Below are 13613 nucleotides of genomic sequence, written 5' to 3'. Positions count from 1 at the left end.
ACCCTCCGTACCCGATGAAATCATGAAATTCAAAAGATAATACCATGTATAATTTACAGCCAGCAGCTGTCCATTTCCCATTTATTAAGCTTCTCCAGTACGGCTGAGCCGTCGCCAAAGAACAAAATTCCGTCGGAGTCTTCCCCCGGATAAAATCGAGCGCTCATTACCTGCTCGCCATCATTAATGAAGATTTCAATGCATGAGTTGTCAATAAAAATACGCAAGAGCAAACGGCCGTCCTGCAATTGCACCGGGGCTTTGCGCATTCCTCCCACTCCTTGTCCAGAACGAGTGCGGTCCAGGATCAATTTGCCTTCCGGTCCGTTAAAGGTTAATACGGTCTCCTCCACACCATCCGGGCTACAACCGATCTTCACCCCAAACACCGAATTGGCTTCCGCTTGAATAGCCAGTTCCAACTCGGCACTATTCCCCCGGACACCATCAAGTGCAAATTGTTGATCCAAAGGTATGCTGGCATGACTGACATGCTCCTTGCGCAAGCTCTCCATTTCGGGTAAAGGCATGCTATACAACTGCTCACCCTTAAGCGTTAGCATACGCGGCATCGTCATTGCCCCTGCCCACCCATGGGCATCCTCCGGCTTATCTCCGTCCCATAAGGACATCCAGCCGATCATGACTCGTCTTCCTTGGCTGTCCAGCACCGTCTGCGGTGCGTAAAAGTTAAAACCGTAATCCAGCAAATGAAAATCATGATGCTTGAAGGAACCCTGCATTTCATCAAAATATCCAATCAGGTAACCCGATTGGCTTTTGTTATGATACAAATCGCCTTCCGGCTGCATGCCTTCTGGTGAAATAATAAGCATATGATGATGGTTAAGCTCGAACAAATCGGGACATTCCCACATGAACCCCAGACGCTCATCACCTTGTGCCAAGACGTTAACAAATTCCCAATCCAGCAGATCGACTGATTTATATAATAAGGCCTGTCCGCGATCATCCTGGCTTCGGGAACCGAGCACCATATAGTAGTGATCACCTTGCTGCCATACCTTGGGGTCGCGGAAATGATAAGGATGAATATTGCCCTTCGGCGCCGATTCGATCAATGGATTTTGCTCCAGCTTGGTGAAGGTGATGCCGTCTTCGCTGACTGCTGCGCACTGTACTTGGAGCAGCTCGCGCGTCCAGTCTGAACCGGTCCATACATTGCCGGTATACAGCAAGTACAGCTTGCCATCCTTCTCGATGGCACTCCCGGAGAAACAACCGTCCTTGTCGTACTCTTGGTCTGGCGCCAAGGCCACGGGCAGATGCTCCCAGCGTACCAGATCACTACTCTTCATATGACCCCAGAACATATTTCCCCATTTAGAAGCGTAAGGATGATGCTGATAAAATAAATGATAGTCTCCCTTATAAGCGCTGAATCCGTTCGGATCGCTCAGCCAATTGGCCGGCGCGGAAACATGATAATTGGGCTTCCACCGGCTCTCATCGGCCACGGGCTTAACCCGCTCCAGATACTCTTCCGCCTTCATGATGGAATTGTCCAAATAATTCGTTGGTTCATATGACATTATTTAACTGCTCCTTCAACGACACCGCGAATAATTTGTTTTTGCATAAATAAATAGAAGAAAATAACCGGAATCATGGACAATACTAGCGCCGCCATAGCTACTCCGTAGTCGGATGTGTATTTCCCGAAGAAGTAGAAGGTGGACAACGGCAAGGTTCTGTCGTTCTCCCCAATCAGGACCAGGGACGGTAACAGGAAGTCGTTCCAGATCCACAAGACATCCAGAATAGCCAACGTGGTTGAGATGGGCTTAAGAATAGGGAAGACAACTTGGGCAAACACGCGTAATTTACCCGCTCCGTCGATCAAAGCAGCCTCTTCCAATTCTTTAGGCACGCCTTTGACAAAACCGTGGAACATAAAGGTCGCCATGGCCAGTCCAAATCCCAAGTAGAAGTAGGCCAGCCACCACTTGCTGTTCAGCATGTTCAAATCCCCATAAATCGAAACAAACGGAATCATAACCGCCTGAAACGGAATAATCATTGAGGATACGAGCACCATCAGGATATAGTTATTGAGCTTCCATTTCCAGCGAACCAGAAAATAAGCGAGCATCGCTGCAAACACAATAATGAGTGCCACCGATAGTACCGTAACAATGACGGAATTAGATAAAGCATGCAGAAAGTTCATAGTTTCAAAGGCTTCCTTGTAGTTGCCGAAGCTCAGGGTTTCGGGCAAACTCAGCGGGTCCCGAACGATATCCAGGCGTGGCTTCAAGGAATTCAAGAAGATCATTAATAACGGGAAAATGAACAAAGCGAGCATCAGCGCGCTTACGACAAATAACAGTGACTTTCTTATGACTTTGCCGCTCATCACGCTTCCACCTCCACTTTTTTCATCGCTCTAACTTGCAAAATGGCAATCAATGCCACGATCAGGAATAATACAAATGCCTTGGCTTGTCCTGGCCCGTAATTCTGATACACGAACGCTTCATTGTAGACGTGCATCGCAATCATTTCCGTCGAACGGAACGGTCCCCCCTTGGTCAGGGACAAGTTGGTATCATAGACCATGAAGCTGCGTTGCAGCGTCAGGAACAAGCTGATTGTAAAGGCAGGTACCATCAACGGGATGCGGATGCTAATCAACTGTCTGAAGTAACCGGCACCATCCAGATTGGCCGCTTCGGTCAGCGATTCGGAAATCCCCGTCAACCCGGCAATGTAGATCAGCATCATATAACCTGCATTTTGCCAAACGCCAACTACGACGAGAGACCAGAAGGCCGTACCCGGGTCGGCAAGCCATGATGAAGAGAAGATGCCTAAGTGCAGTTCAGTACCTACATATACAAGGACTTTGGTGAAAATAAACTGCCACACAAAGCCGAGAATGATCCCGCCGATCAGGTTGGGCGTGAAGAATCCGGCACGGAAGAAGTTCTGGCTACGCAGCCCACTGGTTACAATCAGGGCGAGGGCAAAGCCAATCACATTGGTCAAAATTAGCGTAAAGAATACATAACGAATCGTTAACCACATTGAATCCCAAAATATAGCATCTTGCAGAGCCGTTACGTAGTTGCTCAGGCCCGTAAATTCAAAACTGCCAGTCCCCTGCCAGTTCGTCAGAGTCATGAATAGCCCGGCAAGGAAGGGCACGATGATGACCGTGGTGAATGCAAACAGCGGGATGGCCGCGAACAATCCGAAAACCTTTAATTTACCTATCCAAGTTTTTTCATTATACATAGGGTTGGATAACCTCCAAGAAGGGCTCTGAATAATAAGGTAGGGGAAAAGCCGGATGGCCTTTCCCTCTATAGTTCCACTTTGTTATTTCTTTGTTTTCCAGTAATTCTCGAATTCCTTGGCAACACCGTCACGGTCAAGCGCACCTGTCAGATATTTCTGCAAGGCAGCTCCCATGGTTGGGAAGCCATCTGGTGGGAAGTACAGGTTCATCCACTCCAAAGTTTGCTGCTTGTCCATGTAATACAACACCGATTGCGACAAGCTATCTTCCGGTTGGACCTGGAAGTTGCTGAAAGCAGGAATTGCGCTGAATTGGTTCACGTAGTAATCCTGACCTTCTGCGCTGCCAATCATCCAGTTCAGGAAGTCTTTAGCTGCAGCTTGTTCTTCAGGTGTGGATTGCTCTTTGTCAATTCCCCAGTACAAGGAAACACTGGCCGAGATTTGGCTGTTACCATAATCGTCAGCATTATTGCTGATCGGTACTGGCAGGAAGCCATATTCGCCATCAGGATCGGCTTCTTTGATTTGTGGATATGCCCAGTTGCCCATGAACCACATCGCTGCGCCTCCGTCAGCGAGCAACAATGGTGCTTCGTCGTATTGGGCTGCCAGGGGAGCATCTTTTGCTGTGTTATATTGCTTCATCAAATCGAAAGTGTCCATCCAGCCGTTAAATACAGCATTGTTAGCAAGATCTACGGAGCCTGCGGACACATCTTCAAGGAACTTGTGACGCGCATCCCGATCCTGCGATTGAGTTGTGAACAGGATGTTGGAGAAGTGAGCACCAAGCGACCAGTCGATTGGAGTCACCGTAATTGGAGCTACACCGCTCGCTTGAACTTTTTCAAAAAGCGCTTTCAAGTCGTCAATAGTTTTGATCGTTGCAGGATCAAAGCTGCCTCCGGTTGCTTTGTCCAGGATAGCTTTGTTGTAAATAAAACCAAAAGCTTCTACGGACATCGGCATACCGAGCACTTTACCATCAAACGTTGCGTAATCCAGCGTACCGGCAGATGCATTCTTGACCCATTCTTCATTGGTCAAATCCAGCAGCTTGTCCTTCATCAGTGGCATTTCTTGCCCGATGCTGATTACTGTTGGCGCATTGTTAGCTGCATACAAGGTTGTCATTCTCTCGTATCCGTTTGCACCCGACAACGGAATGATGGTAACTTTCGCCTTATCTTGCGATGCATTGTAATCCTTGACCATCGCCTCGAAAGGCTTGGCAATTTCCTCTTTACCAACCAGCACGGTAATATCAACGGCCTTGCCACCCGCATTGCCGCCAGCCCCTTGGCCTTCATTACCTTCCTTGCCATTTCCCCCACATGCCGATAGCACTGTAACGACAAGTGCCAAGGCAATGGAGAGTGACATCCACTTCTTCATTTTGTGTTCCCCCAGTCTGCTTTTTTTGAAATCGGTTCATGAACGAACTCATGAACTTATTATATTCCTTTTTGATTTTATGTCAAACGTTTTCATATAAAAAAAACGACATAAAACAAGGGTATTAGGAAATAATATGACGCATAAACCATAAAAATGTGGTAACGTTAACACACCGATGCTATAGTTTACAAGGAAGGATTTAAGCCCCTTCTATAGAATTTTTACAAAGGGCAACAACAACAAATGAAGGATGATCTTATGTCAAGTATTAAAGATGTGGCCAAAAAGGCCGGAGTTTCTGTTACGACTGTATCCCGAGTAATTAACAATCGCGGCTATATCGGCAAAGAAACACGCCGAAAAGTGGAAGCGGCCATGGAAGCCGTGGATTACCACCCCAATCTGATTGCCAGAGCCCTGCAAAAAAGCCAAACCTTCTTTATCGGGGTCATCGTCCCTGACTCCAATCACCCTTTCTTCTCCGAGCTCATCAAATATATCGAAATCCAGGCCAATGACCGTAATTACAAAGTGCTGGTCTGCAATTCGCTGGACGACCCCGAGAAGGAAGCCAATTACATTAGCATGCTTCGGCAAAATCAAGTTGACGGTATCATCATGTGTAGTCACACCTTGGATATTGATCAATACAAGAAGGCTACCTTGCCGATTGTCTCTTTTGACCGCATGATCTCCCCCAACATTCCATGCATCGGCTCAGACAACTATCGTGGGGGGGAGCTTGCTACCGAGCATCTGATCAAGCAAGGCTGCAAGCGGATTTTGCATATCTCCGGTCCGCTTGATCTGGATATGCTCTCCAACCGCCGGGGAGATGCCTTCATCCTTACTTGTATGAAATACAAGGTGGATTACGACTTCGTTGAAGGCGCACGGAACAAATTGACCTTCGACTATTTCTGGGATTTCATCACCCATGAATTGTCTACGATTGAGTTGTCTGGTTACGATGGGGTTTTCTGCAGTAATGATATTGTGGCATATGCCCTCTATATTTATGCACAGCAAAAGGGGATTAAAGTCCCTGAACAGTTGAAGATCGTCGGCTATGACCATCATAGCTTCACACGAATGCTACAAAATCCCAAGCTGACCACCATTAAGCAACCCATCGATCGGATCGGGCGCCTGTTGTTGAATACGCTCATTCAAATGATTGAAAATAAAGATGAGGAAATCAACAGTACCACCATTGTGGATGTGGAATTGGTTGTTGGGGAAACTACTTAAACAGCAGCTAAAAGGGGAGCCACAATGTGTGGCTCCCCTTCTCTATCACCATGATTACTTACTAAATAATTTCTCAGCATCATCCAACGCCATGCTATGTCCAATGGAGGAGTAATCCAGCCATTTCTGCCCGTCAAGAACATAGACATGGTTATTTTTTACCGCTTTAAGATTTTGCCAGATTGGGTTCTTGGTTAATTCTTCATAATTGCTCTTTGCAACGTCGCCGGTACTTATGATTACAAAGATAGCATCCGCATCATAATCTGGTAATACTTCTCTGGATATGACTTGGTAAGGCTCATCGGCAGGAATTTTCTCCACCCCATCTGCCATCTTCAATTCCAAATCCTCAAACATTATAGGTCCAAGAGGCCGTCTTGTCCCCATAACGCGTAGTTCCTTTGCAGTCATTCGAACTGCCATTACTTTGGCATCTGCTCCTAGTTCATCTGCTATTAACCCTTTAACCCGTTTTGCTTTTGCTTCGTAATCCTGAATAAAGTCCTCTGCTTCCTGTTCTCGTCCAACATGCTCGGCAATACGTTTTAAGTGTTCCCGCCACGTGCCACTATCCATATCAATTGTAATTGTTGGAGCAATCTTCTCGAACTTTGCTAAATCTTGTCCAGAGTACACTTCATCAATGTATACAACATCAGGCTTTAGCCCCAGCACAGCCTCCATATCCGGATCTGTAACTACCCCAAACTTAGCTACTCCTTCTAACCGGTCTTTTACATGAGGTAAAAAGTCTTTGACATCTCCTCCAACAACAGATCCCGCTGGAGTAATTCCGAGTGCCAGCAAATTGTTAGTGATGTGAATAGACATGGACGCTATCTTAGCATTTGGATCATGTGAAATGATATCTGCTTCCGAATTAGTCGGAGTCGAAGACGAAGATTCAGTCTGCTCGTTAGATTGCCCACAGGCAGAAAGTATCGCAACCAGCAAAAGTGAAACAAACATAAATGTTATTTTTTTCATATGAAATCAGTTCTCCCAGCATAATTATTGTGTATTAAATCAGCCTTTGCTCTTAAATAAAAGATATAAAAAGTAGGGACCACCAACAAGTGCAACTACCACACCTGCCGGTATCGCATTCGGCCGAAATATGGATCTGCCGATGGTATCTGCCGTCACCAAAATAACAAGCCCGATCAATGCGGCAACGGGCAAGAAGTAACGATGTTGCGGGCCTGTTAGACGTTTCGCAATGTGAGGAGCAACCAACCCAATAAATCCGATTCCTCCAGCCACCGACACGCTCGCGCACGTTAAGGCAACCGCCGTACCCAAGAGAAGTAGACGCTCACGGGTAACATGACTGCCCAGACTATGAGCTATTTCATCACCTAGAGATAAAATATCCAATGTTTGAGAGCGACTATATATAAATGGGACAAGTAGAGCAACCCATGGTAACAGTGACCATACATGAATCCAGTCTCTGCCCCATACACTCCCGGCTAACCAGCGGGCAGCAAACGAATAAGTTTCTTCATCCAGCTTCAAGGATAATATGAGAGTAACTGCACTAATTCCGGCAGCAACTGCGATTCCTACTAGAATTAGACGGATAGGTAATATTCCACGGTGGCGATCATAAGCAAAAAGAAAAATGATGAATGCTGACAAAGTTCCGCCAGCAAACGTGAATATCGGGATTAGCAGTGATAAGGGCCCCTCCATCGTCCGAAAAAAAGAAACGAAAATAATAAGACCCAATGCAGCCCCAGTATTAATACCTAGGATACCCGGATCGGCAAGAGCATTTCTTGTTGTCCCCTGAAACGCGGCACCTGAAACGCCAAGACCAATTCCCGCCAACATGGTTATAATAATTCGGGGCAAGCGGTAATCAAATAAGATCATTTTCTCTTCGTTCGTTCCGTAACCCATCATCGTCTGCCACACGGAAGCAGGGGATAGCGAAATACTGCCAGTGTTCAAACTGATTAAAACAACAATGACAGCAACGAGTGAAAAAATGAGGCTAAACGCTACCGCACGCCGAAATCTTTTTCTCACCAAGATTTCTTTGTGTGCATTCATTTCAAAGCTCCCTCCCTTCTTTACGCGCCAGGTAAAGGAAGAATGGAACGCCAACCAACGCTACCATTGCACCTATCGCAAATTCTTGAGGAGGATTAACCATCCGCGAAGCGAAGTCAGCCCAAACCAACAATACGGCTCCAAGCAACGCAGAAAATGGGATTAAGACACGATAATCCGGACCCAGCAATCTGCGTGCAATATGAGGAACCACCAACCCTACAAAACTAATTGCTCCAGCCACGGCGACCGAAGATCCGGCAAGAATAACCGCAATGAACAATCCGACGATTCGTATTCGTCCAGTGTTCACCCCCAAGTTGACCGCGGTTTCTTCTCCAAGAGACATGAAAGTAATCGGTCTTCCTATCATAACTGCCCAGAAAATAGCTAGCAGAACAATCGGAGTAATCACTCGTAAGTGCTCCCAGTTAACCCCTGCTACTCCGCCGGCATACCAGAAAGCTAAGTCCTGGCTGAGATCGAAATAAATGGCAATCCCTGTACTTAACGAATGTAAAATAGCTGCTACTACCGCACCAGCAACCGTCAACCGCAAGGAGGTCAACTGCCCTGGCGTTGATGAACCCAGTACAATAATAAACAGGGTAGTAGCAGTTGCTCCAATGAAGGAAAAGAAAATAATCCCCCAATAAGACAGCCCTGGTGCTATAGCAAAACATATAGCAACTGAAAAGGCAGCCCCTGCATTAACACCAAGAATTCCACTATCAGCCAAGGGATTACGGGTTACACCTTGCATAATGGCCCCTGCTACGGAGAACGCCATTCCAGTTATCACTGCCCCAAGAACCCGAGGAAGCCGAAGTTCATGTATGATTTGATGCGCGGTTAAGGATGAATCATACTGAAAAACCGCGGCCCACACACTCTGAAGCGATATATCCTTGGCCCCATAAGACACCGCTAAAAACATGGAAATTAACAAACTTATGGCCGCCGCGATAAACCATAGGTAAGTACCTAATCTAGAATATGATTTCATTATCCTGCGCTCTAAGTGGCTCCCCCTTCCTTTTGATTATGAGAATCATTATCATTAATTGTATCCATTATTTCAGTGGGGTACATATCAAATTCTTAGATTTCCACATGGATTTTTCTTAGATTGATTCTCTAAGGCTAGGAGAATGCATAAGCAACCTCACTGCCTCATCCATTTGTTGGCCAATTACATGAGGTGCGTAAATAAGCCATTTGTTCCAATCGATAAAAAAGAAGCGCTGCTTGAGTATAGCCGAGTGCCGCCTCCACGCTGGAAGCCTTCTTTGCATCTCCAAGACGCGACGTTTATCCCCTTCTGTTTCCACTGCGAAAAATATAAAGTCTGAGTCATATTCGTGGAGTTCATCGGGTTGAATTGCAGTCCAGTTATAACCCGTTCCAGCGGAATGCTGACTTAATTGCTGTTGTATTTTTTCAGGTGGCATTAACTGCAGAGACCGATACAGCACATGTCCAATATTTCTGGCTCCATACATACGAAGTTCATGTTGACGGCACACACATACAGCAACAGTCCCTGAACCTGTTACAGAACGAAGCTTTTTACGGTAACCTTCGGCCGTCCGTTCATGTGCCTGAATCCATGACTCCGCTTCTTGTTCCCTGTTTACCAGTTCAGCAATCTTAAACAAATGGCCGTACACGTCCAGACTAAGCCAAGGAATAGCTATAATAGGCGCAATATCATTGATATGCTCTCTGGCTTTGGACAGCACATTATCCTTGCATAAAATTAGGTCTGGCTGTTCACTTAGGAAGGCTTCTCTGCTAATCCCCCAGGGATCTGCGGCATGCTCGGGCAATGTCAGACTTTTAGTTCTCAGTGGAAGAAAGCGGTGTAGCTGGGCGGCACAGGGTGTCAGACCAAGAGTATATAAATGATCTGTATATGCTTGTGAAAGAGAAATTATCCGCTTATCCCTCTTTCGGGCAAAAGACTTTGGAGCAATGCCACTTGTTTCCTTAAATCGCCGGCTGAAGTAGAATTCATCTTTATAACCAACCTCAGTTGCAACATCTCGAACTGTCTTATCCGTCAACAAGAGCATTTCCTGTGCTCTATTTATCCGTAAATGCGTTAGGAAGGATACTGGAGATTTGTTCATTAATTGCTTGAAGAGTTGTGAATAATACGAAGGGTGAAGTTCTACCATTTTGGCCAACTCATTGACCCTGATATCTTCACGGTAGTGATTCTGCAGATAATCCAGTGTTACTTTTAGCCTCATATCCGAATCGCTTAGAACCGGCTCCGCGTAACGTAGCAGACCATCCAGCATATCATGCAGGTATTGCTGACTAGAAAACGGATTTTGATCTCGCCATAGCTGCCCTTCAGCAACCAACAAGTCAAATAGCTGTTTAAATTGGCTGCCTCCCAGGCGAATAAGGCCTTGTAAAGGAAACTGAGGTTCACGATGGTATTCCCTTACTTGCTGTTCTTTCTTCATAAGCCTATAAATATCAAAGCTGATCCAGTAGAGCTGGAGTTCCTCTTTTGTACTGACACTCATCTTTATTTCAGTGCCTGGACAATATATATAAAGAGCTTGTCGCGTCTGCTTCTCCCGTCGTCCATTCGCCTCAAGCTTAACGTTTCCTCGAGCTATATAGATCAATGTATGATGCTCCATCTGTCGACCGTCTGCCCATGTTGGAACCTGGGAAGCTTGCCACGCTTCTGCAATTTCATACACCACCCCTTGCAGAAAAGGGCTGCTATTCACAAGAGTAATCGTTGACATAGACTTCTATCCTTTCCTTATTCAAAAAATGATAAAACACCACCCCATCGGGTAGTGTTTTATAAATACATTGATAATAATAATCAATATCAATTATAAACAATCTACAAATTTGTGTCCATCCTATTATAAGGTCGGTGAAGCTAAAATCCTGAAAATAGCCGTGCTTCGAAATCTTCCCCTTCCTAGTTTAGCGCTTTATGAATATCTTCCGTTCCTGCGATTAATGCAGTTTGGTAATACATGCATTTATATTCTATAAGCTCCATCGATTTCTTCAGTTCTTCCATCTGTAATTCCACAGTTGCCTTTCGTTCAAGAAACATGTCATATCTTTGTTTCAGCGTAGAGTCTCCCTCAGTACACCAATCGATAAATGTTTTTATTTCCTTAATGGGCATCCCCGTTGATTTTAAACACTCAATTATTTTCAGAAGTGAAATATCGGATTCTTTAAATCTTCTTATTCCACTCGAACCCCGTTCTACAAAAGGCATCAGCCCTTCCCTGTCGTAATAACGCAAAGTATATGGCGTAAGTTTTAATTCCTTAGCAACCTCGCTAATCGAATAGGTCTTCATTCTGTATCTTCTCCCTCATATTAGACTTCGAGTTAACTCTAATAATAAAAACGATATTAACACACTATTTTGTCCAGTGTCGAGTTTCTGGAAGTTCGGGTTCATTTTACCCCCTTGACTTAGAGTTAACTATAAGGATTAACATGGTTTTGGAAAGAGGAACAAAGTATGAAGGAGGATTTTTGATGATAACTGCTAAAGCACGAGCTGTCGACGGGCCGGACAAACCGTTTCGCGTTGCTGAAATCAAACGGCGGAATCTTGATGCGAAGGATGTATTAATTGAAATTAAATATGCGGGCATATGCCATTCGGACATTCACACCGCTCATGGAGAATGGGGACAGGTTAACTACCCTCTTGTACCTGGACATGAGATCGCGGGAATTGTCACGGCTGTTGGACCTAATACTACTAAATATAAGGTCGGCGACCGTGTAGGAGTAGGTTGTATGGTCGATTCTTGTGGCGAATGTGAGAATTGCCAAAAAGGGGAAGAACAATATTGCCTGAAAGGAAATATCCCTACTTACGCTGGCGTTGATAAATACGGTGAACCCACGCAAGGTGGCTATTCCACCCATATAGTTGTAAGCGAGGACTTTGTAGTCACAATTCCTGATGCTATTGAGCTTGACGTGGCTGCTCCGCTACTTTGCGCAGGTATTACGACTTACTCACCCTTAAATCATTGGGGAGCGGGTTCAGGCAGAAAGGTAGCTGTTGTTGGCATGGGAGGCTTGGGGCATATGGCTGTTCAAATTTCCCATGCCATGGGCGCTGAAGTTACCGTGCTATCCCAAACATTAAACAAACAAGAGGATGGCCTTCAATTAGGAGCGGATCATTACTATGCTACTAATGATTCTGAAACCTTTAAGAAGCTGGCCCGAACCTTTGATTTAATTATTAATACCGTAAGTGCCAATATCAATATGGATGCTTATTTCTCACTGCTTACCCTGGACGGAACTTTAGTCAATGTCGGTGCTCCTGGAGAGCCGTTGTCTCTTAATGTAATGTCCCTCATCGGGCATCGCCGCTCATTTGCAGGTTCTTTGATTGGGGGCATCCGTGAGACCCAGGAAATGCTGGATTTCTGTGCAGCACACAACATTGCCCCTAAGATCGAGGTAGTATCGGCTGATCAAATCGATGAAGCGTACCAGCGTGTATTAGCTTCCGACGTGAAGTATAGATTTGTAATTGATATCAGTACCATGTAAGTGATGTAGTCAGAGCCGCCAAAAGCGGCTCTTTTTTATTTTAGAGAAATATTCGTGATTTGTGCATATTGCTTATCTCTAGATCGCTCTCCCGGGAAGCTGTTGTAAATCAGGCGCCCAATGAATTCGCTCCTTGAGCGGGACCGGGAGGCCCAGTTGCTGCAATTCGTTAAAGATCCAATTCACGTGATAATTATATACAATGTCAATCCGTTGGCTTATATCCTCATCGATGCTGCCGACTATGCTTTGATCTCCCCTATCATGCATATGCAGTACCGGATGAGGCTCATTAACAAGCCGCCAGACGATGATCAAATGCTCATAAATATGACGGTAGGATTCAATCTCCTCACCGATTTGCTCCATAGTTGCATTCTGGTCCTTGGTCAGATGGAACTCTTCCTTGCAGAGACGATAGTACTTCTCCAGGGCATTCAGTTCGTCACGAAGTCCCTTCAAATTGGCTGTCTCCCCGCGCTCTACCACTTGGTCAAATACCTCGGCTACTTTCTTGGCCGCCGCCTTTCTGGCCTTTTGCAGATACACCTCATGCTTGGGAGGGAAGATAACCAGATTAACCACGACAGCTACCGCGATGCCGATTAGTGTATCGGTAATACGATTTAACCCATAAAACATCGGACCTTCGCCAACATCCAAATTTAGCATAATAGCCAGAAAAACAATACATCCAATCGATATCGACTTGTTCCATTTCAGCACATTACAAATGTATATCACAATAACTACGCCAATGGCACAGTAAATCGCATTTCCCGGAGCAACCAAAGCAAAGGAAGCACCAACGATCGCGCCAACAAATGTCCCCATCGTCCGATGCTTGCCTGCGGTAAACGAATTGGTTACCGAATTCTCCATCGAGATTATGGTGGCAATGGCCGCGTAGAAGGGATATTCCAGACGCAATAAAGCCGCTACAATGACACAAATGCAAATGGCCAACCCTGTCTTTAAATTACGCAAACCAATCGTCCATCTCACCAAAACTCAGCTCCTCACCTTAGCTCAGAACCGTATTATATAGGATGTGCTTCAAT

Annotated in this window: 12 protein-coding genes; 2 read left to right on the top strand and 10 right to left on the bottom strand. The window is 45.5% G+C overall.

All coding sequences use genetic code 11. The features are described 5' to 3' along the window. Positions 1-53: 53 nt before the first annotated feature. The 4 genes from BN3279_RS15525 to BN3279_RS15510 form a co-directional block, all read right to left on the bottom strand. Positions 54-1553, bottom strand: coding sequence for a glycoside hydrolase family 32 protein (locus tag BN3279_RS15525; protein ID WP_059052089.1), 1500 nt, complete (start codon positions 1551-1553; stop codon positions 54-56). Next, positions 1553-2377, bottom strand: coding sequence for a carbohydrate ABC transporter permease (locus BN3279_RS15520; protein WP_059052088.1), 825 nt, complete (start codon positions 2375-2377; stop codon positions 1553-1555). Before BN3279_RS15520 ends, BN3279_RS15525 begins: the two co-directional genes overlap by 1 nt. After that, positions 2377-3258 carry a carbohydrate ABC transporter permease gene (locus tag BN3279_RS15515; RefSeq protein WP_059052087.1) on the bottom strand — a complete coding sequence of 294 codons (882 nt, stop codon included), beginning with the start codon at positions 3256-3258 and terminating at the stop codon, positions 2377-2379. The genes BN3279_RS15520 and BN3279_RS15515 overlap by 1 nt, the downstream gene beginning before the upstream one ends. Positions 3259-3342: 84 nt before the next feature. Then, entirely contained in the window at positions 3343-4659 is a 1317-nt protein-coding gene (locus BN3279_RS15510; protein WP_059052086.1) for an ABC transporter substrate-binding protein, read from the bottom strand. Positions 4660-4920: 261 nt separating this feature from the next. Here BN3279_RS15510 and BN3279_RS15505 point away from each other — a divergent pair, with 261 nt between their 5' ends. Further along, positions 4921-5913 carry a LacI family DNA-binding transcriptional regulator gene (locus BN3279_RS15505; protein ID WP_059052085.1) on the top strand — a complete coding sequence of 331 codons (993 nt, stop codon included), beginning with the start codon at positions 4921-4923 and terminating at the stop codon, positions 5911-5913. Positions 5914-5967: 54 nt separating this feature from the next. Here BN3279_RS15505 and BN3279_RS15500 read toward each other — a convergent pair whose 3' ends face one another. The 5 genes from BN3279_RS15500 to BN3279_RS15480 form a co-directional block, all read right to left on the bottom strand. Further along, positions 5968-6903 (bottom strand): ABC transporter substrate-binding protein, encoded by a 936-nt coding sequence (locus BN3279_RS15500; RefSeq protein ID WP_059052084.1) that lies wholly within the window; start codon positions 6901-6903, stop codon positions 5968-5970. 39 nt (positions 6904-6942) lie between these two features. Further along, positions 6943-7974 carry a FecCD family ABC transporter permease gene (locus BN3279_RS15495; protein ID WP_059052083.1) on the bottom strand — a complete coding sequence of 344 codons (1032 nt, stop codon included), beginning with the start codon at positions 7972-7974 and terminating at the stop codon, positions 6943-6945. 1 nt (position 7975) lies between these two features. Further along, positions 7976-8980 carry a FecCD family ABC transporter permease gene (locus tag BN3279_RS15490; protein WP_059052082.1) on the bottom strand — a complete coding sequence of 335 codons (1005 nt, stop codon included), beginning with the start codon at positions 8978-8980 and terminating at the stop codon, positions 7976-7978. Between the two features lie 118 nt (positions 8981-9098). Next, complete coding sequence (locus tag BN3279_RS15485) at positions 9099-10745, bottom strand: helix-turn-helix domain-containing protein (protein ID WP_059052081.1); 1647 nt, start codon at positions 10743-10745, stop codon at positions 9099-9101. 185 nt (positions 10746-10930) lie between these two features. After that, on the bottom strand, positions 10931-11326 hold the full coding sequence (locus BN3279_RS15480) for a MerR family transcriptional regulator (protein WP_059052080.1): 396 nt from the start codon (positions 11324-11326) through the stop codon (positions 10931-10933). A gap of 185 nt (positions 11327-11511) precedes the next feature. On the opposite strand from BN3279_RS15480, the gene BN3279_RS15475 reads away from it, so the two are divergent. Next, positions 11512-12552, top strand: a complete 1041-nt coding sequence (locus BN3279_RS15475; protein WP_059052079.1) for an NAD(P)-dependent alcohol dehydrogenase — start codon at positions 11512-11514, stop codon at positions 12550-12552. A gap of 78 nt (positions 12553-12630) precedes the next feature. Here the strand turns inward: BN3279_RS15475 and BN3279_RS15470 are convergent, their stop codons facing one another. After that, entirely contained in the window at positions 12631-13557 is a 927-nt protein-coding gene (locus BN3279_RS15470; protein ID WP_059052078.1) for an FUSC family protein, read from the bottom strand. Positions 13558-13613: the final 56 nt, after the last annotated feature.

The organism is Paenibacillus senegalimassiliensis, assembly GCF_001486585.1.
In the GTDB taxonomy this organism is placed as follows: Bacteria; Bacillota; Bacilli; order Paenibacillales; family Paenibacillaceae; genus Fontibacillus; species Fontibacillus senegalimassiliensis.
This window is presented reverse-complemented; position numbering and strand designations above follow the sequence as displayed.

What these genes read in the sequence shown, in the direction of transcription:
- BN3279_RS15525 (WP_059052089.1), bottom strand. Translation starts at nt 1,553, where the DNA reads ATGTCATATGAACCAACGAATTATTTGGACAATTCCATCATGAAGGCG.
- BN3279_RS15520 (WP_059052088.1), bottom strand. Translation starts at nt 2,377, where the DNA reads ATGAGCGGCAAAGTCATAAGAAAGTCACTGTTATTTGTCGTAAGCGCG.
- BN3279_RS15515 (WP_059052087.1), bottom strand. Translation starts at nt 3,258, where the DNA reads ATGTATAATGAAAAAACTTGGATAGGTAAATTAAAGGTTTTCGGATTG.
- BN3279_RS15510 (WP_059052086.1), bottom strand. Translation starts at nt 4,659, where the DNA reads ATGAAGAAGTGGATGTCACTCTCCATTGCCTTGGCACTTGTCGTTACA.
- BN3279_RS15505 (WP_059052085.1), top strand. Translation starts at nt 4,921, where the DNA reads ATGTCAAGTATTAAAGATGTGGCCAAAAAGGCCGGAGTTTCTGTTACG.
- BN3279_RS15500 (WP_059052084.1), bottom strand. Translation starts at nt 6,903, where the DNA reads ATGAAAAAAATAACATTTATGTTTGTTTCACTTTTGCTGGTTGCGATA.
- BN3279_RS15495 (WP_059052083.1), bottom strand. Translation starts at nt 7,974, where the DNA reads ATGAATGCACACAAAGAAATCTTGGTGAGAAAAAGATTTCGGCGTGCG.
- BN3279_RS15490 (WP_059052082.1), bottom strand. Translation starts at nt 8,980, where the DNA reads ATGAAATCATATTCTAGATTAGGTACTTACCTATGGTTTATCGCGGCG.
- BN3279_RS15485 (WP_059052081.1), bottom strand. Translation starts at nt 10,745, where the DNA reads ATGTCAACGATTACTCTTGTGAATAGCAGCCCTTTTCTGCAAGGGGTG.
- BN3279_RS15480 (WP_059052080.1), bottom strand. Translation starts at nt 11,326, where the DNA reads ATGAAGACCTATTCGATTAGCGAGGTTGCTAAGGAATTAAAACTTACG.
- BN3279_RS15475 (WP_059052079.1), top strand. Translation starts at nt 11,512, where the DNA reads ATGATAACTGCTAAAGCACGAGCTGTCGACGGGCCGGACAAACCGTTT.